25 protein-coding genes are annotated in these 21,300 nt (G+C 69.0%); 17 read left to right on the top strand and 8 right to left on the bottom strand.

Going from position 1 to position 21,300, the window contains the following annotated elements; genetic code table 11:
• Window positions 1-11: 11 nt before the first annotated feature.
• The 3 genes from JJQ90_RS27215 to JJQ90_RS03665 form a co-directional block, all read right to left on the bottom strand.
• A complete protein-coding gene (locus JJQ90_RS27215) occupies window positions 12-137 on the bottom strand; it encodes a hypothetical protein (RefSeq protein ID WP_268958574.1) in 126 nt (41 codons plus the stop codon).
• 204 nt (window positions 138-341) lie between these two features.
• Entirely contained in the window at window positions 342-968 is a 627-nt protein-coding gene (locus JJQ90_RS03660; protein WP_216873080.1) for a hypothetical protein, read from the bottom strand.
• 217 nt (window positions 969-1,185) lie between these two features.
• Entirely contained in the window at window positions 1,186-1,941 is a 756-nt protein-coding gene (locus JJQ90_RS03665; RefSeq protein ID WP_216873081.1) for an HpcH/HpaI aldolase family protein, read from the bottom strand.
• A 154-nt stretch (window positions 1,942-2,095) separates the two neighbouring features.
• Between JJQ90_RS03665 and JJQ90_RS03670 the strand changes: the two genes are divergently transcribed.
• The 5 genes from JJQ90_RS03670 to JJQ90_RS03685 are packed head-to-tail and all read left to right on the top strand — an operon-like array spanning window position 2,096 to window position 6,625.
• Window positions 2,096-3,490: an FAD-binding oxidoreductase gene (locus JJQ90_RS03670; protein WP_216873082.1), complete on the top strand. Its 1,395-nt coding sequence runs from the start codon at window positions 2,096-2,098 to the stop codon at window positions 3,488-3,490.
• 3 nt (window positions 3,491-3,493) lie between these two features.
• Entirely contained in the window at window positions 3,494-4,711 is a 1,218-nt protein-coding gene (locus tag JJQ90_RS03675; RefSeq protein WP_216873083.1) for an MFS transporter, read from the top strand.
• Entirely contained in the window at window positions 4,708-5,541 is an 834-nt protein-coding gene (locus JJQ90_RS03680; RefSeq protein ID WP_216873084.1) for a penicillin-binding transpeptidase domain-containing protein, read from the top strand. The genes JJQ90_RS03675 and JJQ90_RS03680 overlap by 4 nt, the downstream gene beginning before the upstream one ends.
• 56 nt (window positions 5,542-5,597) lie before the next feature.
• Window positions 5,598-5,732, top strand: coding sequence for a hypothetical protein (locus JJQ90_RS27220; protein ID WP_268958575.1), 135 nt, complete (start codon window positions 5,598-5,600; stop codon window positions 5,730-5,732).
• Window positions 5,733-5,791: 59 nt separating this feature from the next.
• Entirely contained in the window at window positions 5,792-6,625 is an 834-nt protein-coding gene (locus JJQ90_RS03685) for a universal stress protein (RefSeq protein ID WP_216873085.1), read from the top strand.
• A 51-nt stretch (window positions 6,626-6,676) separates the two neighbouring features.
• Here the strand turns inward: JJQ90_RS03685 and JJQ90_RS03690 are convergent, their stop codons facing one another.
• Window positions 6,677-7,921 (bottom strand): amidohydrolase family protein, encoded by a 1,245-nt coding sequence (locus tag JJQ90_RS03690; RefSeq protein ID WP_216873086.1) that lies wholly within the window; start codon window positions 7,919-7,921, stop codon window positions 6,677-6,679.
• A 115-nt stretch (window positions 7,922-8,036) separates the two neighbouring features.
• On the opposite strand from JJQ90_RS03690, the gene JJQ90_RS27605 reads away from it, so the two are divergent.
• From JJQ90_RS27605 to JJQ90_RS03745, 12 genes are all read left to right on the top strand, one after another.
• Window positions 8,037-8,453 (top strand): Bug family tripartite tricarboxylate transporter substrate binding protein, encoded by a 417-nt coding sequence (locus tag JJQ90_RS27605; protein ID WP_377097687.1) that lies wholly within the window; start codon window positions 8,037-8,039, stop codon window positions 8,451-8,453.
• Window positions 8,450-9,022, top strand: coding sequence for a Bug family tripartite tricarboxylate transporter substrate binding protein (locus JJQ90_RS27610; protein ID WP_377097689.1), 573 nt, complete (start codon window positions 8,450-8,452; stop codon window positions 9,020-9,022). The genes JJQ90_RS27605 and JJQ90_RS27610 overlap by 4 nt, the downstream gene beginning before the upstream one ends.
• Before the next feature lie 275 nt (window positions 9,023-9,297).
• The gene (metZ, locus tag JJQ90_RS03700; protein WP_216873087.1) at window positions 9,298-10,671 is read left to right on the top strand and encodes an O-succinylhomoserine sulfhydrylase; all 1,374 of its coding nucleotides are present in this window, start codon (window positions 9,298-9,300) and stop codon (window positions 10,669-10,671) included.
• 4 nt (window positions 10,672-10,675) lie between these two features.
• Entirely contained in the window at window positions 10,676-11,284 is a 609-nt protein-coding gene (locus JJQ90_RS03705) for a LysE family translocator (RefSeq protein WP_216873088.1), read from the top strand.
• An 81-nt stretch (window positions 11,285-11,365) separates the two neighbouring features.
• Window positions 11,366-12,934, top strand: coding sequence for an ABC transporter substrate-binding protein (locus JJQ90_RS03710; RefSeq protein WP_216873089.1), 1,569 nt, complete (start codon window positions 11,366-11,368; stop codon window positions 12,932-12,934).
• Window positions 12,935-12,939: 5 nt separating this feature from the next.
• Entirely contained in the window at window positions 12,940-14,505 is a 1,566-nt protein-coding gene (locus JJQ90_RS03715) for a GMC family oxidoreductase (RefSeq protein WP_216873090.1), read from the top strand.
• A gap of 46 nt (window positions 14,506-14,551) precedes the next feature.
• Entirely contained in the window at window positions 14,552-14,965 is a 414-nt protein-coding gene (gene apaG / locus JJQ90_RS03720) for a Co2+/Mg2+ efflux protein ApaG (protein WP_216873091.1), read from the top strand.
• Complete coding sequence (locus JJQ90_RS03725; protein ID WP_216873092.1) at window positions 14,965-15,471, top strand: prolyl-tRNA synthetase associated domain-containing protein; 507 nt, start codon at window positions 14,965-14,967, stop codon at window positions 15,469-15,471. Before apaG ends, JJQ90_RS03725 begins: the two co-directional genes overlap by 1 nt.
• Window positions 15,472-15,552: 81 nt before the next feature.
• Entirely contained in the window at window positions 15,553-16,506 is a 954-nt protein-coding gene (locus JJQ90_RS03730) for a thioredoxin family protein (RefSeq protein ID WP_216873093.1), read from the top strand.
• 89 nt (window positions 16,507-16,595) lie between these two features.
• On the top strand, window positions 16,596-17,255 hold the full coding sequence (locus JJQ90_RS03735) for an LON peptidase substrate-binding domain-containing protein (protein ID WP_216873094.1): 660 nt from the start codon (window positions 16,596-16,598) through the stop codon (window positions 17,253-17,255).
• Window positions 17,256-17,378: 123 nt separating this feature from the next.
• Entirely contained in the window at window positions 17,379-17,558 is a 180-nt protein-coding gene (locus JJQ90_RS03740) for a Trm112 family protein (protein ID WP_457851878.1), read from the top strand.
• The gene (locus JJQ90_RS03745; RefSeq protein ID WP_216873096.1) at window positions 17,558-17,923 is read left to right on the top strand and encodes a gamma-butyrobetaine hydroxylase-like domain-containing protein; all 366 of its coding nucleotides are present in this window, start codon (window positions 17,558-17,560) and stop codon (window positions 17,921-17,923) included. Before JJQ90_RS03740 ends, JJQ90_RS03745 begins: the two co-directional genes overlap by 1 nt.
• Window positions 17,924-17,938: 15 nt before the next feature.
• Here the strand turns inward: JJQ90_RS03745 and JJQ90_RS03750 are convergent, their stop codons facing one another.
• From JJQ90_RS03750 to JJQ90_RS03765, 4 genes are all read right to left on the bottom strand, one after another.
• On the bottom strand, window positions 17,939-18,712 hold the full coding sequence (locus JJQ90_RS03750) for an enoyl-CoA hydratase/isomerase family protein (protein ID WP_216873097.1): 774 nt from the start codon (window positions 18,710-18,712) through the stop codon (window positions 17,939-17,941).
• Entirely contained in the window at window positions 18,709-19,371 is a 663-nt protein-coding gene (locus tag JJQ90_RS03755) for a 3-oxoacid CoA-transferase subunit B (RefSeq protein ID WP_216873098.1), read from the bottom strand. Before JJQ90_RS03755 ends, JJQ90_RS03750 begins: the two co-directional genes overlap by 4 nt.
• 270 nt (window positions 19,372-19,641) lie before the next feature.
• Window positions 19,642-20,322: a 3-oxoacid CoA-transferase subunit A gene (locus tag JJQ90_RS03760; RefSeq protein WP_216873099.1), complete on the bottom strand. Its 681-nt coding sequence runs from the start codon at window positions 20,320-20,322 to the stop codon at window positions 19,642-19,644.
• A 115-nt stretch (window positions 20,323-20,437) separates the two neighbouring features.
• The gene (locus JJQ90_RS03765; protein WP_216873100.1) at window positions 20,438-21,298 is read right to left on the bottom strand and encodes a MaoC/PaaZ C-terminal domain-containing protein; all 861 of its coding nucleotides are present in this window, start codon (window positions 21,296-21,298) and stop codon (window positions 20,438-20,440) included.
• Window positions 21,299-21,300: the final 2 nt, after the last annotated feature.

Here is a 21,300-nt window from a genome sequence, read left to right on the forward strand (position 1 = left end):
CCTTGCCGGCATCAGCCGCGGGCGATCGCGACCTGCGCCTTGGCGGCGGTCAGCATCAAGCCGCTGTCGTTCATGATGGTCGCCAAGTTAAAGCCCCGCCCGAACATCTCTTCGAATAGGCACCACTTCAAGCGCATATCCCATAGTCACACTATCACGTGGCAAAATTTTCGTTACTTGTGTTATATTCGAAATATTGATGCCCGAGGCTTAGATTTATTCTCCGCCACTTTGATGGTTTGATCTATTAAGGTCGCAATATATGCTCCGAGATTAGAGCGGAAGCTCAATTTCGGGCAATTATCGCGCATCCACTTCGCGGAAAGGCGGAATATCCTTTGTCACTCCGGCTTCCGCAGCCTCGCCTGTTGTAGCATGCGCCTGCCGAACTCGCACATTTTTTGCCTGGAAGCTCCAATCAAGGGAAATTTTTCGGCCGCTCGCATCCTGGCTTCGAAATCCGGCGCGTCTTTCCACCAATGAATACGCCAAGATTGAATGATTCCATAAAATACCATCATCTCATCCGACAAATCACCAAATAACCGCCGATAGCTGTGAACCGCCGTATATATTGTTATCGTAATATATTCTATTGAGAAACTGTTCTCAATATTAATATCTGATGAGCTGTGTTTTAGAAAATTATATGGATGCAGCAGGGCTTCGAAGATTTCACCTTCCAATTCGGGCGAGATGTCAGCTATTTTTAACAATCTACGCAAATCGTTCAGCCCAACCTCTGGCTTTCCACCCGAAAGTGTAGCCATGATCTCGGTCGCAGCGCTGGCGAGTAGATGGGCTGGTATCGGGTCTTCGTCGACGAGGAAAAGCCGAATCGCCGCGTTAATCTCAGTCCGGCAGATTTCTCGTCGATTGAGCCGTAGGTATTCAAGGCTTGGGTTGTCATCAGCGATTGGCAGAGTCGCTCGCTGATCAAGCGACAGACGCCGCTTCTTTCCTTTCAAGGGCGCCCTCTCACCCACCATCACCCGCCACATGCTTCTGTGAAGGAAGTGCCCATACCAAAAATTGCAGTAAGGCTGCCAGCCATAGCAGCCTCGCAGTGGCAGTCATGGCAGGAATCGCCGTCATTCCGGCACGCCACTGAGCGACGCATCACGGTGATCCAGCATAGAGACTACCAGAGACAGGGGCCGAAGCCCCCGTCCCTGTCGCGGAGACTCAGCCGCGCGCGATCGCGACCTGCGCCTTGGCGGCGGTCAGCATCAGACCGCTGTCGTTCATGATGGTCGCCAGGTTGAAGCCCCGCTCGAACATCTCCTTCGAATAGGCGCCGGTCATGGTGTGGATGCCCACCTTCACGCCATGCGCATGGGCGGTGGTGCGGATCTTGTCGAGCACCGCCAGGAACTCCGGCTCCCGCCGATCCTGCAAGGGCGCCATGCCGAGCGACAGACTGAGGTCGGACGGGCCGATATAGATGGCGTCGACGCCGGGGACGGAGACGATGGCTTCCAGATTGTCGAGCGCCGTCTTGGTCTCGATCATCGGGATGACCAGCACATCCTCATTCGCCGCATTGGTATCGGCCGCGGCGCCATACATGCCGGAGCGGATCGGGCCGAAGCTGCGCGTGCCCTTGTTGGGGTAGCGGCAATAGGACACCAGGGCGCGCGCCTCGGCTTCCGTGTTCACCATCGGGCAGATCACGCCCTTGGCCCCGCCATCCAGCACCTTGCCGATGATGCCGGGCTCGTTCCACGGCACGCGCACCATGGGGGTGACGCCATGCGGCTGCATGCCCTGGAAGCAGGCGACCATGGACATGTAGTCCTGCACGCCATGCTGGATATCGACGGTCAGGCTGTCCCAGCCGGCCAGGGCCATGACTTCCGCGGTGAAGCCACTCGGGATGGCGAGCCACCCATTCACCACCGGCTTGCCTGCTGCCCAGGCTGCCTTGACGCCATTTGCCATCTTATCCGTTCCCCCTTGGGTGGTTGTATGATGACTGGACGCTAGGCGCGCGCCGCCGGGGCGTCAACGCGCCGGGCGCCGCTTTGCGAGGCGGCTCCGCACATGGCAGGTTGGGGGCCAGGGCGCGGACCAGCCCGTGCCGCCGGAGCTTTGCATGAACACCCTTTCCCCCCGCCCGGTGGATGCCGTGATCGCGGCCGCCAGTGCTTTCCTGGGCGAACGCATGACGATCAACGCCGCCATCCGCGAACAGCACAGCCATGGCGAGGACAGTTCCACGCCGACGATGCCGGATGCCGTCGCCTTCGTCGAAACCACGGAGGAGGTCAGCCGCCTGCTGGCGCTGTGCCACCAGCATGGCGTGCCGGTGGTGCCCTTCGGCGCCGGCACCAGCCTGGAGGGCCATGTGAATCCGGTGCGCGCCGGCATCAGCCTCGACCTGTCGCGCATGACGGCGATCCTGGAGGTGAACGAGCAGGACATGGATTGCCTGCTGGAACCCGGCGTCACCCGCCAGCAACTCAACGAGCATCTGCGGGACAAGGGCCTGTTCTTCCCGGTCGACCCCGGCAGCCACTGCACGCTGGGCGGCATGGTGGCCACGCGGGCCTCCGGCACCAATGCGGTCCGCTACGGCACGATCCGGGAAAATACGCTGGGGCTGGAGGTGGTGCTGGCGGATGGCCGGGTCATCACCACCGGTGGCCGCACCCGCAAGGCCGCCAATGGCTACGACCTGACCCGGCTGTTCATCGGCAGCGAGGGCACGCTCGGCGTCGTCACCAAGGTTCGCCTGCGCCTCACCGGCATTCCGGAGGCGATGAGCTCCGCCGTGGTGCAGTTCCCGACCCTGGCGGGCGCGGTGGAAAGCACCATCCAGGTCATGCAGCTCGGCATCCCGGTGGCGCGGATCGAGCTGCTGGACGACGACATGATGGCCGCCTCCATCGCCTTCTCGAAGCTCGAGGGTTTTGCCCCGCTCACCACCCTCTTCCTCGAATTCCACGGCACCGAGGCCGGGGTGAAGGAACAGGCGGAGCTGGTGGAGGCCATCACCACCGAAAATGGCGGCAGCGGCTTCCGCTGGGAAACCGATCCGGCGGCCCGGGCCAAGCTGTGGAAGGCAAGGCATGACAGCTACTGGGCCGGCATCGCCTGGAAGCCGGGCTTCAAGGCGCTGACCACCGATGTCTGCGTGCCGATCTCCCGCCTGGCGGAGGCGCTGGTGGGCGCCAAGCAGGAAGCGACCGAGCTCGGCCACACCACCTGCATCGTCGGCCATGTCGGCGACGGCAATTTCCACCAGATGATCCTCTACAATCCGGAGGACCCGAAGGGGCTGGAAGGCGCCTGGGACATGGACCGGCGCGTGGTGGCGCGCGGCTTGTCGCTCGGCGGTACCTGTTCCGGCGAGCACGGCATCGGCCTCGGCAAGCGCGAATTCCTGGAGACGGAACATGGCGCGGAAGCGCTGGCCGTGATGCGCAGCCTGAAGGCGACGCTCGACCCCAAGGGCATCATGAATCCCGGCAAGATGTTCCGGAATTAGGGGATGATCCGCGCGGCGACCGGGATCGCGGTGCCGATCCTGGTGCTCTGCCTCGGCCATGTCTTCTCCAATGCCGTGCGGACCATTCCCGCCATGGCGGCCGACGTGCTGATGCGCGACCTCGGCCTGACGGCGGAGGCGCTGGCCCAGATCACCGGCGCCTTCCCGCTGGCCTTCGCCGCGGTGATGATCCCGGTCGGCATCGCGCTCGACCGCTTTGGCGTGAAGCGCGTGGCGCTGGGCCTGCTGACGGTGGCGGGCTGTGGCGCGGTGCTGGGGGCCATGGCGACCGGGCCGTGGTCGATGCTGCTGGCCCAGGTGGTGCTGGGGGCCGGCTGTTCCGGGATGCTGATGTGCCCCATCACCTTCGCCGCGCGAGGCCTCTCCACCGCCCGCTTCGCCGTCTGGTCCGGCCTGATCCAGGCGCTGGGCAATACCGGCATGCTGCTCTCGGCCAGCCCGCTGGCCCTGTTGGTGGAGGCGCTGGACTGGCGCGCCGGCTTCCTGGCCTGCGCCGGCATCGCCGCGCTGGCCCTGCCCCTGGTGGCGCTGCTGGTGCCGGGCGACCGGCCGGCGGCGGTCCCCGCCCGCAGCCTCGGCGCGGATGTGCGGGAGGTGGCGCGGATGGCGGCCCAGCCGGCGCTGCGCGGCGTGATGGTCTTCGTCTTCGCCTCCTTCGCCGCGGTGCTCGGCCTGCGCGGGCTGTGGGGCGGCCCCTGGCTGATGGAAGGCAAGGGGCTGGACCGGGTGGCGGCGGGGAATGTGCTGCTGGCCTGCACCGTGGCGCTGACGGTGGGGCCATTGCTGGCGGGGCTGGTGCTGCGGCGCGTCGGCCATGCGCGGGCGCTGATGGCCGGCAGCCACCTGGCCTGCGCCGTCTTCATCCTGCTGATCGTGGGCGGGGGCCCTGGCGGCTGGCTGGCCGCGATGCTCGGCCTGCCGATGCTGCCGGTGGCCTGGGATGCGGTGCTGCTGGTGCTGTTCGGCGGCATCATCTCCTTCCAGGTGCTGGCCTTTTCCATCGTGCGATCGGCCGTGCCGCCGGAACAGGCGGGCCGCGCGCTGTCGGCCGCCAACCTGTTCTTCTTCTCCGGCGCGGCGGTGTTCCAGGCGCTGTCGGGGGCCATGGCCGGCTGGGGCGGACCCTCGGCGGCGCTGACCACCTTCGCGGTGGGGCTGCTGGTCTGCACCCTCGGCTTCCTGGCGCTGCGGCCGCGATGAGGCGCCGGCTGCTCCTGGCCGGGGTCACCGCACTGGCAGCCCGCCCGGCGCTGGCGCAGGCACCGCGCATCCTGCCGCGTGCCGCCCTCGGCGCGGAGGCCGGGCGGCCGGTCAGCTTCCTGGCGCGGGAGGTGGGCGGCCCCGGCGCCTGGATGCTGGTGGATAGCGCGCTGGATGCGCTGCACACCCCCTGGTCCAGCTTCAAGGTCCCCAACCTGCTGATCGCGCTGGAAAGCGGCATCGCCGCCGATCTCGCCGCCGCCCGGCGCTGGGACCCCGCCCGCCGCCCGGCCGCGCCGCACTGGCCGGCCATCTGGCGCCAGGACCAGACGCTGGGGGAGGCCTTTCGCAATTCCACCGTCTGGTATTTCCAGGACCTGGCGCGGCAGGTCGGCACGGCCCGCTACCGTGCCACCCTGGCACGCTGGGGCTATGGCAATGCCACGGTGTCGCAGGGATCGGACCGCTTCTGGCTGGATGGCACGCTGCGGATTTCGGTGCGGGAACAGGTGGCCTTCCTCGCCGCGCTGCTGGAGAGCCGCCTCGGCGTGGCGCCCGCCAGCCTGGCGGCGCTGGAGGCGGCGAGCCTGGCCGGCGCCGCGCCCGGCCTCACCCTGCATGGCAAGACCGGCGCCGGCCCGCGCCGCCCCGGACCGGGGGCGGAAGGCTGGTATGTCGGCTTCCTGCGCCGGGACGCCGCGCCGCCCGTGGCCTTCGCCCTGCACACCTATGCGCCGGATTTCGCCGCGCTGCGCGACTTCCGGCGCGACGCGGCGCTGCGGTTGCTGGCGGCCGCCGGGCTGCTGCCGGCGGGCTTCCCCCAGTCGTAACTGTCCACCCGGCCCGCCGGGCTGATAGCCTTCGGCCGACAGCGGAGGTCCTTCCCATGCTGAGGCTGGTGGGTCTGGTGGTGGTTCTGGCGGGCGTCGCGCTGCTCGGCCATTGGCTGCTGGTGCAGGGGGTGCAGATGCCGGGGGAGGTCGGCCGCCTCGCCGCCGGCACCTGCGCCGCCTGCCATTGAGGACGGGGTGCCGCCGCGCACGCTCCTGCACTAGGATCGCCGGGCAGGAGGAGCCCCGCATGCTGCGCAGCCTATTGGTCGCTTTGGATGACACGCCCGGTGCCAAGGCGGCCCAGAACGCCGCCTTCGCCTTGTCCCGCCGCAGCGGCGCGGCGATGACCGCCGCCGTGGTGCTGGACCGGCCGCATACCGAGAGCGACCACGAATTCGTCCCCCTCGGCGGCGCCGCCTTCAAGGCCAGGCGCGACGCCGCCCTGGCGAAGCGGGCGCAGGAGGATGCGGCGCTGGCGCTGGCCGATTGCGCGGCCGCCGCCGCCGGCCATCCCTATGCCGAACTCCGGCTGGAGGACGCGCCGGAGGCCGCCCTGCTGCGCGCCAGCGCCACCCACGACCTGCTGATGATCGGCCGCGACAGCACCCTGGGCCTGGAGGCGACGGAAGACGGCGTCGCCCCGGTGATCGAGCGGCTGCTGATGGACGGCGCGCGCCCGCTGCTGGTGATTCCCCCCGAGTCGGCGCCGGCCGAAGGCCCGGTTCTGGTGGGCTACGACGCCTCCATCCCCGCCATGGCGACGCTGCAGCTTTTCGCATTGCTGGGCCTGGCAGAGGGTGCGCCGGTGCGCGTCGCCTCCGCCGCCGGGAACCGGGCCACGGCGCTGGCGATGGCGGAGGAAGGCTGCGCCTATCTGCGCCAGCATGGGCTGGACGCGACGCCATTGGCCATGGTCGGCGACCGCCCTGCCGATCTGCTGCTGGCGGAGGCGGAGGGGCTGCGGGCGCGGCTGCTGGTGGTGGGATCCTTCGAGGAAAGCGGCCTGCGCCGCCTGTTCACCGGCAGCGCCACGCACACGCTGCTGCGCCATGCGCGCTGCCCGCTGTTCATCCATCACTGAGCGGGGACAGCGGGAACTGGCCGCTGTTCCGCCCCGCCCCCTGCGGGGCAATCACCCCGGCCGGTGCAGCACCGCCGGGGTGCGCGTCACCGTCCGGCGGCCGCGCTTGAAGGCGTCCAGCACCGGCGCGAAGCTGCGCAGCGCATCCACCTCATCCGTCGCATCCACCACCACCAGGTCGGCCGGCGCGCCTTCGCGGATGCCGTAGTCGTCCTGCCGCAACAACCGGGCGGAGCTGTCGGTAATCATCGACCATACCGCCCGCACATCCGCCGCATTGCCGCGCTGGATGATGTTGGCATAGGTGCTCGCCTGCCGGATCAACTGCCCGTCGCCAAATGGCGTAAAAGGGTTCTGGATGTTGTTGGAGGAGATCGAGCAGACCACGCCCGATTCCACCAGCCGGTTCGCATCCACCACGCTGCGCGGCACATCGGCATCGCGGTGCCGCCCGCCGAGATAGAGGTCCGTCGCCGGCAGCACCGTCAGCGCCACGCCCGCATCCGCCATGCGCCTGGCCACCACATCCACATCCGCCGGCTTCATGGTGGACAGCTTGGTGACATGGCCGATGGCGACACGGCCGCCCCAGCCATATTGCTCCGTCAGGTCGCAGACCAGATGCGTGTCGAGATCGTCGCCGCTGATGCCGCTGTCGAGATGCATGTCGATATCGACGTCGAATTCACGCGCCATCTCGAACACCCGGCGGATCTGCGCGGCGCGGTCGCTGTCGTAGTTCGGCGCGGCGCCGACCACCCTGGCGCCATTGCGCAGCGCGGCGACCATCAGCTCATCCGTGCCGGGATTGTTGGTCAGACCCTCCTGCGGCATCACGCAGATCTCGACATCGACGGCCCAGGCGTAGCTGTCGATCAGCGCCTTCACGCCCTCGAAGAAGCGCAGGCCGATGCGCGGGTCGACCTCCACATGGGTGCGCATCCGCGTGCAGCCATGCAGCACGCATTTCTCCAGCGTCGCGGCGGCGCGTGCCGTCACATCCTCCACCGTGATCTGCGGCTTGATGGCGGAGACACGCTCCATCGCCAGATGCGGGAAGCGCGTGGTCTCGCAGTCGCAGCGGTTGAACAGGCAGGATTTGTCGAGGTGGATGTGGGTTTCCACGAAGCCGGCGCAGACCAGCCGGCCCTGGCCCTGCACCTGTTCCCGCGCCGAACCCTCCAGCCGCGGCGCCAAAGCGGCGATGCGCCCGCCCTGCACGCCGATGTCCATCAACGGGTCAGTTGCAGCCGAATGAGGCAGCCGGACCTGGCGGAGCAGAAGGTCGAATTCCATGCGGGGTCTCCGTAAGCGAGCGGAGGCGGCGAATCAGGCGCCCTCATCCTCTACGGCACCGGGTTTGCTTTGCCGACCCCCGACGGATCACGGGATCCAGAATCGGGAGATGACCATGCCGCACCAACCCATCCTCGGCCGGCGCCTGTTGTTCGGCGGCGCCCTCGGCCTCGCCGCGCCGTCGCTCGCCGGCGCCCAGTCCAACTGGCCGGAGCGGCCGATCCGCTGGATCGTGAATTTCCCGCCGGGCGGCGCGGCCGACATCCTGTCCCGCATCCTGGCGGAGTGGTTCGGCACCAGGCTCGGCCAGCCCATCGTGGTGGAGAACCGCCCCGGCGCCGGCGGCATGGTCGGCAGCGACCTGCTGGCCAAGGCGCGTGGCGACCAGCACATGGTCATGATCTCCAACGCCGCCTCGCACGGCATCGGGCCGGTGCTCTATGCCAATGTGCCCTATGATCCGCTGGCCGATTTTTCCCATATCCACCTGGTCGGCACTTTCCGAGTGTGCTGGCGGTGGGGCCCGGTGTGACGGCGCCGGACCTCGCGGGCTTCCTGGCGCAGGCGCGGGCGAAGCCGGGGGAGATGAACTACGGCTCCGGCGGCAATGGCACGATGAACCACCTGATCGGGCAGTTGCTGGCCCGCGCGGCGGGGGTGGAGCTGACCCATGTGCCCTATCGCGGATCGGCGCCGGCGATGACCGATGTGATGGGCGGGCAGATTCCGGCGCTGATGGAAAGCCTGCCCACCGCTTTGCCCAACCTCCGCGCCGGCCGCATGCGGCCGATCGCGACCAGCGAGGCCGAACGCTCCCCGGCTTTGCCGGATGTGCCGACTTTTTCCGAGATCGGCTTCCCGAGTGTGACCTCGACCAACTGGTTCGGCTTCTCCGCCGCCGCCGGCATTCCGGCCGCGGTGAAGGCGCGGTGGGAGGAGGAGATGGCGAAGGCCATGGCCTCCCCCGAGATCGCCGAGAAGTTCGGCCGCATCGGCGTGCGCCCCGGCACGCTGGGGGCGGAGGCCTATACCGCGATGATCCGCGCCGAGTTGGACAAGTGGCGGGAGGTGATTCGCGTCGGCAATATCAAGGTGGACTGATGGCGCCTGGGCGGTGTTCACAGCATCCTTGACCGCCGCGCGCCCCGCTCGTAAGCCATGGGTCAGGCGCCCCAGGCGCCCCTCGCGATTTGTCCGGCCTGATTGCGGCGAGGTCCCGGTGTACCGGGCGGTGGTTGCGGGTCCGGCACGGACCCGAAATCTCCGAAAACAAACGCGCTAAAGGGTCGCGGGGTCCGCCTCATGCGGTCCTGTTGCCCCGGAAGGGGGCCGGACGTCCTGTGGTCGCAGCCCAGCTGCAGCTTTTAGGTGTCCCGATGGCCAGAACCCTGCCCGACCGCCCCCTCCGCCCCGCCACGCTGCTGGTCCGCGGCGGGCAGATGCGGTCCAACCAAGATGAGACGTCGGAGGCGCTCTACCTCACCTCCGGCTTCGTCTATGAAAGCGCGGGCCAGGCCGAGGACACCTTCCTCGGCACCACCCAGCACTACCAGTATTCCCGCTTCGGCAATCCCACCACCACCATGCTGGAAGACCGGCTGGCAGCGCTGGAAGGGGCGGAGGCCTGCCGGCTGACCGCGACCGGCATGGCCGCCGTGCATGCCGCGATGCTGAGCCATCTGAAGACTGGCGATCGCGTCGTCGCCTCCCGCGCTTTGTTCGGCTCCTGCCACTGGATCGTCTCCACTTTGCTGCCGCGCTACGGCATCGTCTCCGAATTCGTGGATGGCGGGGATCTGGAGCAGTGGAAGGCGGCGCTGGCCAAGCCGGCGGCGCTGGTGCTGCTGGAGACGCCGTCAAACCCGATGCTGGATATCCTCGACCTCGCCGCGGTCTGCGACCTGGCGCATCAGGCCGGGGCGATCGTTGTGGCCGACAATGTCTTCGCCACGCCGCTGCTGCAGAAGCCGTTGGATTTCGGCGCGGATGTCGTCGTCTATTCGCTGACCAAGCATATGGACGGCCAGGGCCGCGTGCTCGGCGGCGCCGTGCTGGGCAGGAAGAAGTGGGTGGATGAGGTGCTGCAGCCCTTCATCCGCAACACCGGCCCGGCGCTCAGCCCGTTCAATGCCTGGGTGATCCTGAAGGGGCTGGAGACGCTGCATCTCCGCCTGCCCGCCATGTGCCATTCCGCCGCCGCCATCGCCGATTTCCTGGCGGAGCGGGTGGAGGTGTCGCGCGTGCTGTATCCCTTCCGCGTCGACCATCCGCAGCAGGCCTTGGCCAAGGCGCAGATGACGGCCGGCGGCAGCCTGGTGACCTTCGACATCAAGGGCGGGAAGGAGGCGGCCTTCCGCTTCCTCGATGCGCTGAAGCTGGTCGATGTCTCCAACAACCTGGGCGATGCCAAGTCCCTGGTGACGCATCCGGCGACGACGACGCATATGCGCGTCGGCGCGGAGGAACGCGCGCGCCTCGGCATCACCGACGGCACCATCCGCCTGTCGGTGGGGCTGGAGGATGTGGCCGATCTGATCGTCGATCTGTCGGAAGCGCTGGACGCCGTCGCGCCCCCGCCGAAGCCGACGAAGCGGGCCAAGGTGGTGATCGACGCACCGGCACCGGCGGCCGAGCCCGCCCCGGCACCGGCCCCGGCGGCGAAGAAGCCCGCCAAGGCCAAGCCGGCCGCCGACGCCACGCTGTTCGAGCTGGCGAGCGACCTGCCGGAAGCCTCCCGCCGCAAGGAGTAGTCCCGTGGACCTCGCCATCTGGCTCGCCTTCTGCGCGGCGGCCGTTGCCATGCTCATCATCCCGGGGCCGACCATCCTGCTGGTGATCGGCCAGAGCCTCGGCGGCGGCGCGCGCAATGCGCTGCCGCTGGTGGCCGGCGTGGCGCTGGGCGACCTGACGGCGATGACGCTTTCCCTGGCCGGGCTGGGGGCGATCCTGGCGACCTCCGCCACGCTGTTCACCGCGCTGAAATGGACGGGGGCGGCCTATCTGATCTGGCTCGGGGTGAAGATGTGGCGCGCGCCGGTGGAGGCGACCGCGGCGCCACCGCTGGCGGGCGGCAAGGCGCTGCGCCAGGCCTGGCTGGTCACGGCGCTGAACCCGAAGGGCATCGTGTTCTTCGTCGCCTTCGTGCCGCAGTTCATCGACCCGGCGCGGCCCTTTGTGGCGCAGGCAGCACTGCTGACCGCCACCTTCGTGACGCTGGCGGCGGCCAATGCCGCGATCTATGCTGCGCTGGCCGGGCGGCTTTCCGGCGCGGTGCGCCGGCCCGGGCTGCGCCGCGCGCTGAACCGGGGCGGCGGCGCCATCCTGATGGGCGCGGGCCTCGCGGTGGCGCTGCGGCGGGGCTGATCTGCTGCGTTGCAACATCGGGGTTTACACTGCGGAAACCCTGTTCCTACACTCGCGGCATCCCTGATCCGAGGTGCCGCGATGCCGCTCCCGCTTCCCCGATGGCTCCGCCTGCTGCCGCTTCTGGCGCTTCCTTTGCTGCCGGCGGCGGCGCCTCGCGCGCAGACCCTGACGGCGGTGCTGGAAGCCGAGATCGTCACCCTCGATCCGCATTTCACCCCGGCCTATATCACCCGCACCTTCGGCTACATGGTCTTCGACACCCTGTTCGCGGCCGACGGCCAGGGCCGCATCCAGCCGCAGATGGTGCAGGACTGGACCCGCTCCGAGGACGGCCTCACCTGGTCCTTCACGTTGCGCGACGGGTTGCTGTGGCATGATGGCGCGCCGGTCACCGCCGCCGATGCCGTCGCCTCGCTGCGCCGCTGGGGCACGCGCAGCGCGCTGGGCAGCCGGCTGATGGCGGCCACGGCCTCGCTGGAAGCCAATGACGCGAAGCGCTTCACTTTGGTGCTGAAGGAGCCCTTCGGCCTGGTGCTGGATGCGCTGGGCACCACCTCCTCCCCCGTGCCCTTCATGCTGCCGGAGCGTCTGGCCCGCACCCCGGGGACGGAGCGTATCGCGGAGATCATCGGCTCCGGCCCCTTCACCTATGCCCGCGCCGACCACCGCACCGGCGACCGCATGCTGCTGCGCCGCAATGCCCGCTACGTGCCGCGCGCGGAGCCGGCGGACCATCTGGCCGGCGGCAAGCAGGTGCGGATCGAGGCGCTGGACATCCGCGTGATCCCGGATGGCCAGACCGCCGTCGCCGCCATGCGCGCCGGCGAGGTCGATTTCATCCAATACGCCCCCTTCGACATGCTGGCGCTGCTGGAGCGCGATCGCGGCGTGCGGGTGCAGAGCTTTACGGGTCTCGACCAGTTCACGGGCCATTACCGCACCAATGCCGCCTCCGGCCCCTTCGCCGATCCGGCCATTCGTCGCGTGCTGCTGCATCTGGTCGATCAGGCGGAGGTGATGGCGGGTTTTGGCCTGTCCGACCGCTATGCCCGGACCTGCAACGCCTTCTTCATCTGCGGCTCGCCCTATGAGTCCGATGTCGGCACGGAGCCGATGCGCAGCCCCTCCATCGAGGCGGCGCGCGCCGCCCTGGCGCAGACGCGCTATGCGGGCGAGCCCGTCGTGGTGCTGGTCGCCAACGACCTGGAAGCCGCAAAAATTTCGTCGGAAATCCTGGCGGACCGGCTGCGCCGCGCGGGCTTCACCGTGGACATGCAGGTGATGGACTGGGCCTCCGTCCTTGCCCGCCGCACGCGGCGCGATGGTTGGAGCGTGTTCGGCGTCCACGCGCTGGGCGTCGACCTGCACAACCCGCTGACCAACTCCGTCATCGGCTTCAACTGCACCAATGCGACCACCGGCGGCTTCCATTGCGAACAGCGCCTGACGCCGCTGTTTGCTGCCTTCGCCGCGGCGCCGACGCTGGAGGCGCGGCAGGCGATCGTGGCGCAGATGCAGGCGATCATCTACGAGCAGGGCATGGCCGTGCCCTGGGGCCAGTTCGCCCAGCCCGCCGCCTCGCGCGCGCAGTTGGAGAACCTGATCCCCTCCGCCATCCCCCTGTTCTGGAATGTCGGGAAGCGATAGACGCCATGTATGACGTGATTGTTGTCGGCGCCGGTTCGGCCGGCGCCCCGCTGGCGGCGCGGCTGTCGGAGGACGGGCACCGCAAGGTCCTGCTGCTGGAAGCCGGGCGCGACTGGCGCGCGGCGGAGGCGCCGGCGGCGCTGCGCAGCGCCAATATCATCCCCTTCATGCATGACCCGGCGCATCAGGCCGCTTGGCAATGGCCCGGCCTGATGACGCGGCGGACCAAGGCGCAGCAGCCAAAGTTCTACTGGCGCGGCAAGGCCATGGGCGGGTCCTCCACGGTCAATGCGCAGATCGCCATCCGCGGCGTGCCGGCGGCCTTCGATGCCTGGGCGGAAGCGGGCTGCGAGGGCTGGTCGGCCGCCGATGTGCTGCCGATCTTCGATGCCATCGAGGATGACGCGGATACCGGCACCGCCCCCGGCATCCGCCAGGGCGGCCCGCTGCCGGTGTTCCGCATGCCGTTGGAGCAATGGGGCGCCGTCGATCTCGGCCTGCGCGATGCCGCGCTGGCGGGCGGCTACCGCTGGAAGCCGGACCTGAACGCGCCGGAAGGGGAGGGCATTTCCTGCAACCCCATCAACCTGCGCAACGGGCTGCGCGTGACGACCAATGACGGCTATCTGGAGCCGGCGCGCAGCCGCGCGAACCTGACCATCCGGGGCGAGGCGCTGGTCGATCGCGTGCTGGTCGCGAACGGCCGCGCCACCGGCGTGCGCGTGCGCTTCGGTGGCGGCGCATGGGAGGAGATCGCGGGGCGGGAGGTGGTGCTCTGCGCCGGCGCCATCCACAGCCCGGCCATCCTCATGCGCTCCGGCATCGGGCCGGCGGCAGCGCTGTCGGGCCTCGGCATCGCGGTGGTGCGGGACCTGCCCTGGGTCGGCCAGAACCTGATGGACCACCCGATCCTGCGCGCCACCCTGGCGCTGAAGCCGGAACATCGTGCCCAGGGCGCCGATGCCCGTCACACCAATTGCTGCCTGACCTATAGCAGCGGCATGGGCGGCGAGCGCGACATGATCATGATCGCCTACAACCATCGCGGCCTGACCACCGATGGCGGCCCGGCGGAGGGCGGCGCGGTGGGCCTCGCGCTGTATGATGCCTGGTCGCGCGGCACCCTGGCGCTGACCTCCGCCGATCCCGAGGCGCAGCCGGTTGTCGAGGAGAACATGCTGGACGATCCGCGCGACCGCGCGCGGATGCGGGATGGCGTGCGGCGCCTGGCCCGCCTGACCGCGCTCGCACCACTCAGCGACATTTCGCAGCAGATCACCTTCGGCGAGACCGGCCTGAGCATGGATCAGGCCGCAGCGCTGCCGGATGATGCGCTGGACGCGATCATGCTGGCCGAGGCCGCCGACATCCAGCACGCCGCCGGCACCTGCCGCATGACGGCGCATGAGGAACCGCGCGGCGTGGTGGATCCGGACCTCCGCGTGCGCGGCATCAAGGGGCTGCGCGTGGCGGATGCCTCCATCATGCCGAGCGATTGCCGCGCCAACCTGCACTTCACCTGCGTGATGATCGGGGAGGCCCTGGCGCGCCGCATGCGCGCGGCAGGTTGACGCCCGCCCCCATGGGCCGAGAATGGGCGGCCAGGGGAGACAGGCAATGGCCCAGGCCGATGCGTTCAGCGAGATCACCCGTGGCGTCCGCGTCACGGTGCGCAGCTTCTACCTGGAGGATCAGTCGGAGCCGGAGCGCGGCCTTTTCGTCTGGGCCTATCGCATCGCCATCGCCAATGAGGGGGCGCAGACGGTGCAGCTTCTGAAGCGAAGCTGGCGCATCACCGATGCGCAGGGCCGGGTGCAACAGGTGCATGGCGAAGGCGTGGTCGGCGAACAGCCCGTGCTCGCGCCGGGGGAGCAGTTCGAATACACCTCCGGCACCCCGCTTCCGACGCCTTCCGGCTTCATGGCCGGCGCCTACCATATGGTGGTGACGGAAACCGGCGAGAACTTCGACGTCGCCGTGCCCGCCTTCAGCCTGGACAGCCCGCACCAGCCGGCCAGCCGGCTGCATTGATGGAGACTCCGGAGGGGCTTTTGGCACGGCTCAGCGCGCTCGGCATCGACGCGCATACGGTCAGCCACGCGCCGGTCTTCACCGTCGCCGAAAGCAAGGCGTTGCGGCCCAGCCTGCCCGGCGGCCATGTCAAGAACCTGTTCCTGCGGCCGGAGAAGGCCGCCGGCCCCTTCCTGCTGGCGGTGCTGGAGGAGGACCGGCAGGTGAAGGTCAATGCCCTGATCCGCGCCCTGGGCCAGCCGCGCAGCGTCTTTGCGGAGGCCGAGGCCTTGTGGGCCACGCTCGGCGTGGAACCGGGCTCCGTCACGCCCCTGGGCCTGGTCAATGCTGCCCCCGGCACGGTGCGGATCGTGATCGACCGACTGCTGGTGGAAGGTTTTGAGTGGATCCATGTCCATCCTTTGACCAACCGCATGACCACGGCCATCCGCCCGGCCGATCTGCTGCGTTTCCTGCACCATCTGGGCCATGCGCCCGAGGTGCTGGACCCCCCGAATCCGGTCTGAGCCGCCCGGAAACGCCCGGACCCGCTTGCTTCGGAACGCGCATGGCGCATCTATGCGCCCAAGCGAGAGGAATTTGCCGCCATGGATCTCATCTTCGACCCCAGCCGCCAGCCCGCCCCGGGCGGCGCCAGCCCCGCCGGCACGCCTGATCCGGTGAAGGATGGTGACCAGCGCACCTTCATGGCCGATGTCATCGAGGCCAGCCGCGAAACCCCCGTCCTGGTCGACTTCTGGGCCACCTGGTGCGGCCCCTGCAAGACGCTGACGCCGACGCTGGAAAAGGTGGTGCGCGCCGCCGGCGGCCGCGTGAAGCTGGTGAAGATCGACATCGACAAGAACCGCCAGCTTGTCCAGCAGCTCGCCCAGATGGGCCTGCCGCTGCAATCGGTGCCGACCGTCGTCGGCTTCGTCCAGGGCCAGATCGCCGACCTGTTCCAGGGCGCCCTGCCGGAGGGTGAGGTGAAGAAATTCATCGAGACCCTGCTGAAGGCGGCCGGCGGCCAATTGCCCAGCGCCGACCTGCTGGCCGAGGCCAAGGCCCTGGTGGAAGCCGGCGACCATGCCGGCGCGGTGGAGCTCTTCGCCGCCCTGGCCCAGGCCGAGCCGGAGAACCCCGATGCCATGGCCGGCCTCGCCCGCTGCCTGATGGCGCTGGGCGAGGAGGAACAGGCGCAGGAGGTGCTGGACCAGGTGCCGGAAAAGATCGCCGGCCATGCCGAGATCGCCTCCGTCCGCTCCCAGCTCCAGCTCGCCCGGGAAGGCCGCGAGGCGCGGGAAAAGCTGGGCGAGTTCGAGCGCCGGCTGGAAGCCGACCCGGATGACCACGCCGCCCGCATCGACCTGGCCGTGGCCCTGAACGCCATGGACAAGCGGGCGGAGGCGGTGGACGCGCTGATGGTCGCCATCAAGCGCGACCGCGCCTGGAACGAGGAAGCGGCGCGCAAGCAGCTTCTGAAGTTCTTCGAGGCCTGGGGATTCGATGACCCCGCCACCCTTGCAGGACGCCGGAAGCTCTCCACCCTTCTGTTCCGATAAGCCGACCCGGCCTGGGCCAAACCGCGCGGCACCCGCCGCGCGGGGGGCAGCAGCGCCGCCGGCCAGCGCCAGTGGCTGAAACGGAGCCCATGCCCGCCTTCCAGACCACCTTCGAGGCGCTGCCCTCGGAGGTTCCCATCTTCCCGCTCTCGGGCGCGCTGCTGCTGCCCGGCGGCCGGCTGCCGCTGAACATCTTCGAGCCACGCTTCCTGGCGATGACCGAGGATGCGCTGGCAGCGGGCCGGTTGTTCGCCATGGTGCAGCCCGACCCGGCGCTGCCGCGCACCGAGATCGGCAGCCAGATCTACCGCGTCGGCTGCCTCGGCCGCATCTCCTCCTTCGCCGAGACGGAGGATGGGCGCTACCTCATCACCCTGACCGGCGTGATCCGCTGCCGGGTGGTGGAGGAGGCGGAAATGCGCCGGGGCTATCGCCGCGCCAGCGTCGACTACGCCCCGTATGCCGCCGACCTGGCGCTGGACACGCCGGCCCCGCAGGTGGACCGCAACGCCATGCTCATCGCGCTGCGCCCCTATTTCAAGGCGCGCGGCATCGAGGCGAATTGGGAGGCGGTGGAGGCCACGCCGGACTCCCTGCTGGTCACCACGCTCTGCATGCTCTGCCCCTTCGAGGTGCGGGAGAAGCAGGCGCTGCTGGAGGCACCGACCGTCTCCGACCGCGCCGCCATGCTGGTGACCCTGCTGCAGATGGGCGGCCACGCCATGGCGCCCGAGGGCCGCCCCAGCTAAACGGAATCCACTTGGCCCTCTCCCCCCAACGGGGGGAGAGGGTTGGGTGAGGGGGGCCTTTCCAGTCGCCCCACCTCACGCATCCTGTTGGGGAGACATTTGGCGATGACGGCATCCGAGCCGATGGCCGGGGCGGTGGACCCCCGGCTTCTGGAAATCCTGGTCTGCCCGGTGAGCAAGGGCCCGCTGCGCTACGACCGCGAAGCCGGCGAACTGGTCAGCGAAAAGGCCGGCCTCGCCTATCCGGTGCGCGATGGCATCCCCATCATGCTGCCGGACGAGGCCCGCAAACTGCCGGCCTGATGCCGACACTGACCGAAATCCGCCTGTCCCGGGCGGAGCAGGTGCTGCACCTGGCCTGGGATGACGGCGTGCATTTCGCCCTGCCGGCGGAATATCTGCGCGTCGAAAGCCCCTCCGCCGAGGTGCAGGGGCATGGGCCGGGGCAGCGGGTGACGGTGCCCGGGCGGCGCCATGTCGGCATCATGCGGATCGAGCCGGTCGGCCATTACGCCGTGCGGCTGGTCTTCGACGACCTGCACGACAGCGGCATCTACAGTTGGGACTTCTTCCGCACGCTCGGCGAGCAATACGCCGAACGCTGGGCCGCCTATGAGGCGGCGCTGGCCGCCAAGGGGCTGAGCCGGGACCCGCCGAAGCGGCGGTAGAAGCGACCCTGGCGGTCAGCCGCCGAAGACCGGCTCCCGCTTCGCCATGAAGGCCTCGCGCCCCTCCGCGTGATCGGCGGAGAGGAAGCACATGGTCTGCCAGTCCCGCTCCCGCTCCAGCGCCGCGTCCAGCCCCTCGGCCAGCATGCGTTTTGTGAGTGCGATCGGCAGCGCCGCCTGGGCGGCCAATCCGCGCGCGACGTCCTGCGCAGCTTCCAGCGCCGTACCCTTCGGCACCACGCGGTCGACCAGCCCGATCCGCTCCGCCTCGGCAGCGCCCATCGGCTCCGCATAGAACAGAACCTGCCGCGCGCGCGCCACGCCGATGCGCGCCGGCAGGGTGAAAGGCAGGCCAAGATCGGCCATCAGCCCCACCTTGTTGAAGCCCGCCATGAAGCGCGCCTCCGCCGAGGCAACGATGGTGTCGCTGGCACAGGCCACCGACAGCCCGGCACCCACGCACCAGCCCTCCACCGCGGCCACGATCGGCAGCCGCCCGCCGACCATCAGCCGGATGATGCGATGCGTGCGCCGCATCCTCTCCCGCCCCTGCTCGGCATCCCGCACATCCATGCCCGAAATGTCGCCGCCCGAGCAGAAGGTGCCGCCCGCGCCGGTGATGACCACCGCGCGCACGCCCGCATCGCCCTGCGCCGCCTCCAGCGCCTCGAACAACTGCTCCCGCAATGCCACCGACAGCGCATTGCGCCGCGACGGATAGTCCAGCGTCAGCGTCAGCACCGCACCATCGCGCGCCTGCGCCACGCGCATCACCGGGGCGTCACTCATGCGTCGGTGTGCAGCACGGCGCCGGTCTGCGCCTGCAGCTCCGCCAAGGACATGCCCTCCGCCAGGATCTCCCGCAGCACGAAGCCGCGCCCCTGCACCACATCCACCACCGCCAGGTTGGTATAGATGCGCTGCACCGCCCCCGGCGCCGTCAGCGGATAGCCACAGGCCTCCACCAGCTTCGGCCGCCCATCCTTGGTCGTGTGGTCCATCACCACCCACAGCCGCTTCGCCCCCGCGGCCAGATCCATCGCGCCACCCACCGCCGGCGCCGAGTCATTCTCGCTCGTCGCCCAATTCGCGATGTCGCCATTCTCCGCGACCTCGAACGCCCCCAGCACACACAAATCAATGTGCCCGCCGCGGATCATCCCAAAACTGTCCGCATGGTGGAAAAAGCTCCCACCCGGCCGCAGGGTCACCTGCTGCTTGCCGGCATTCACCAGCCAGGCATTCCCCTTCCCCGCCTCCGGCGCCGGACCCATCCCCAGAATGCCATTCTCGGAATGCAGGATCACCTCCCGCTCCACCGGCACATGATCCGCCACCATCGTCGGAATCCCAATCCCGAGATTGACAAACCACCCCTCCGGAATGTCCCGCGCCACCCGCGCCGCCATCCCCTGCCGCGTCACACCCGCCATCAGCTTCAGCTCCATCGGATCGCCCAGGGCACGGGTGTGCCTTGGGTTGCGCTGCGTGATTCGCAGGGGGACGCTGTCCCCCTGCACCCCCTGCCAAGGGGCAGTGGCCCCTTGGAACCCTTCGATTCATGAGGGGAGATGGAGAGGGGCCAGCGGGGCCTCTGGATCGGCGGGCGCTCCGGCCCCTCTCCATCTCCCCTCAAGGTCCCGTGGTCCAGGAGGCCACTGCCTCCTGGCGGGGAGGGTGCGGGAGGGGCAGAGCCCCTCCTGCAAAGCCACCCAGTGCTACACCCACGGCGCCCCGCGTTCCACCTGGACGACCCGTTGGACGAAGATGCCGGGCGTGTGGACGTGGTCGGGGGCAATGTCGCCGAGGTCCACCACGTGGTGGGTTTGGGCGACGGTGAGGGTGGCGGCCATGGCCATGACCGGGTTGAAGTTCCGGCCGGACTCCCGATAGGTCAGATTGCCCCAGCGGTCGGCCTGCCAGGCTTCGATCAGGGCAACGTCGCCGGGCAGGGCCTGTTCCAGGATGTGTTCGCGGCCGTTGAAGACGCGGCTTTCCTTGCCCTGGGCGAGTTTGGTGCCGGCACCTGTGGGGGTGAAGAAGGCGGGGATGCCGGCGCCGGCGGCGCGCATGCGTTCGGCGAGGGTCCCCTGCGGGACGATTTCCAGTTCCAGCTTGCCGGCGCGGTAGAGTTCCTCGAACACCGTGGAGCCGGCGGAGCGGGGGAAGGAGCAGATGATCTTCCGCACGCGGCCTTCCATCATCAGGCGGGCGAGGCCGACCTTGCCGGCGCCGGCGTTGTTGGCGACCACGGTCAGGTCGCGCGCGCCTTGTTCCAGCAGGCCTTCGATGAGTTCGTCGGGCTGGCCGACGGCGCCGAAGCCGCCCATCAGGATGGTGGCGCCGTGTGGCACGCCTTCCAGCGATTCGGCGATCGATTGGACGATCTTGTTGATCATGTCCGCCCTCTGGTTGCGGGTGTCAGGTAAACGTCTTGGCGCAGGGCGTCCAGATCAGAGCATTTTCAAGCCTCGCGGCTGCGCGAGGCGACTCGGAAAATGCGTTGAACTGGATCTATCTTGTGCGGAAGGCGCCGTGGCTGATGACGGTCAGGTCGCGTTCCACGACCTTGGCGCGGAAGGCGGCGCCGTCCGGCTTGCGCCAGATTTCGGTGCGGATTGTCTCGCCCGGGAAGACGGGGGCGGAGAAGCGGCATTCCATGCGGCCGAAGCGGTCCGGGTCGTGGTCGCAGATGGTCGCCAGCAGCGCGCGGCCGACCACGCCGAAGGTGCCCAGGCCGTGCAGGATGGGGCGCGGGAAGCCGGCCTTGGCGGCGAGCGCCGGGTCGCTGTGCAGCGGGTTGTGGTCGCCGTTCAGACGGTAGATCAGCGCCATTTCGGGCCGCGTCGGCAGGTCGAGCGTAAGGTCGGGCGTGGTGTCAGGCTCCGCCGCCAGGCGCTTCACGGGGCCATCCGGCCCGCCGAAGCCGCCATCGCCACGGAGAAACGTGGTGTTCTCCACCGTGGCGAGTTTCGCGCCCGTGGCTTCGTCGATGATGTCGCGCGCGGTGTAGAGCAGCGCGCCCTTGCCGGCGCCGCGATCCACCAGGCCGGTGACGCGGGATTTGCCGACCACCGTGCCGCTTGTCGGCAGCGGCGCAAAGAGTTCGACGGCCTGTTCGCCGGCGACCAGTTTCACCGCATCCACGCCAGTTGCCGGGTCCGCGAGCCAGAAGCCGGGATAGCCGAGCACCACCGCCATGGTCGGCAGCGCGCGCATGGCCGGGCCTTCGGTGACGTAGCGCAGCGCCTCGGTGTCCATCGGGTCCTGCCCGAGACCCAGCGACAGGGCGTAGAGTGAAGAATCCTGCCAGCGCAGCTCCTGGCGGATTTCCGGGATCGGGAAGTTCAGCAGCGCCTGATAGTCGATGGGCATGA

Source organism: Falsiroseomonas oleicola (genome assembly GCF_019029495.1).
GTDB lineage: Bacteria > Pseudomonadota > Alphaproteobacteria > Acetobacterales > Acetobacteraceae > Falsiroseomonas > Falsiroseomonas oleicola.

Bases quoted from the DNA above. Each gene is read 5' to 3' on its own strand.
- JJQ90_RS03755 (WP_216873098.1), bottom strand. From the start codon at position 19,371: ATGGAGCTGAAGCTGATGGCGGGTGTGACGCGGCAGGGGATGGCGGCG.
- JJQ90_RS03730 (WP_216873093.1), top strand. From the start codon at position 15,553: ATGGATCTCATCTTCGACCCCAGCCGCCAGCCCGCCCCGGGCGGCGCC.
- metZ (WP_216873087.1), top strand. From the start codon at position 9,298: ATGGCCAGAACCCTGCCCGACCGCCCCCTCCGCCCCGCCACGCTGCTG.
- JJQ90_RS03675 (WP_216873083.1), top strand. From the start codon at position 3,494: ATGATCCGCGCGGCGACCGGGATCGCGGTGCCGATCCTGGTGCTCTGC.
- JJQ90_RS03715 (WP_216873090.1), top strand. From the start codon at position 12,940: ATGTATGACGTGATTGTTGTCGGCGCCGGTTCGGCCGGCGCCCCGCTG.
- JJQ90_RS03710 (WP_216873089.1), top strand. From the start codon at position 11,366: ATGCCGCTCCCGCTTCCCCGATGGCTCCGCCTGCTGCCGCTTCTGGCG.
- JJQ90_RS03665 (WP_216873081.1), bottom strand. From the start codon at position 1,941: ATGGCAAATGGCGTCAAGGCAGCCTGGGCAGCAGGCAAGCCGGTGGTG.
- JJQ90_RS03745 (WP_216873096.1), top strand. From the start codon at position 17,558: ATGCCGACACTGACCGAAATCCGCCTGTCCCGGGCGGAGCAGGTGCTG.
- JJQ90_RS03680 (WP_216873084.1), top strand. From the start codon at position 4,708: ATGAGGCGCCGGCTGCTCCTGGCCGGGGTCACCGCACTGGCAGCCCGC.
- JJQ90_RS03765 (WP_216873100.1), bottom strand. From the start codon at position 21,298: ATGCCCATCGACTATCAGGCGCTGCTGAACTTCCCGATCCCGGAAATC.
- JJQ90_RS03725 (WP_216873092.1), top strand. From the start codon at position 14,965: ATGGAGACTCCGGAGGGGCTTTTGGCACGGCTCAGCGCGCTCGGCATC.
- JJQ90_RS03760 (WP_216873099.1), bottom strand. From the start codon at position 20,322: ATGATCAACAAGATCGTCCAATCGATCGCCGAATCGCTGGAAGGCGTG.
- JJQ90_RS27220 (WP_268958575.1), top strand. From the start codon at position 5,598: ATGCTGAGGCTGGTGGGTCTGGTGGTGGTTCTGGCGGGCGTCGCGCTG.
- JJQ90_RS03750 (WP_216873097.1), bottom strand. From the start codon at position 18,712: ATGAGTGACGCCCCGGTGATGCGCGTGGCGCAGGCGCGCGATGGTGCG.
- apaG (WP_216873091.1), top strand. From the start codon at position 14,552: ATGGCCCAGGCCGATGCGTTCAGCGAGATCACCCGTGGCGTCCGCGTC.
- JJQ90_RS03690 (WP_216873086.1), bottom strand. From the start codon at position 7,921: ATGGAATTCGACCTTCTGCTCCGCCAGGTCCGGCTGCCTCATTCGGCT.
- JJQ90_RS03670 (WP_216873082.1), top strand. From the start codon at position 2,096: ATGAACACCCTTTCCCCCCGCCCGGTGGATGCCGTGATCGCGGCCGCC.
- JJQ90_RS27605 (WP_377097687.1), top strand. From the start codon at position 8,037: ATGCCGCACCAACCCATCCTCGGCCGGCGCCTGTTGTTCGGCGGCGCC.
- JJQ90_RS03735 (WP_216873094.1), top strand. From the start codon at position 16,596: ATGCCCGCCTTCCAGACCACCTTCGAGGCGCTGCCCTCGGAGGTTCCC.
- JJQ90_RS03740 (WP_457851878.1), top strand. From the start codon at position 17,379: ATGGCCGGGGCGGTGGACCCCCGGCTTCTGGAAATCCTGGTCTGCCCG.
- JJQ90_RS27215 (WP_268958574.1), bottom strand. From the start codon at position 137: ATGCGCTTGAAGTGGTGCCTATTCGAAGAGATGTTCGGGCGGGGCTTT.
- JJQ90_RS03685 (WP_216873085.1), top strand. From the start codon at position 5,792: ATGCTGCGCAGCCTATTGGTCGCTTTGGATGACACGCCCGGTGCCAAG.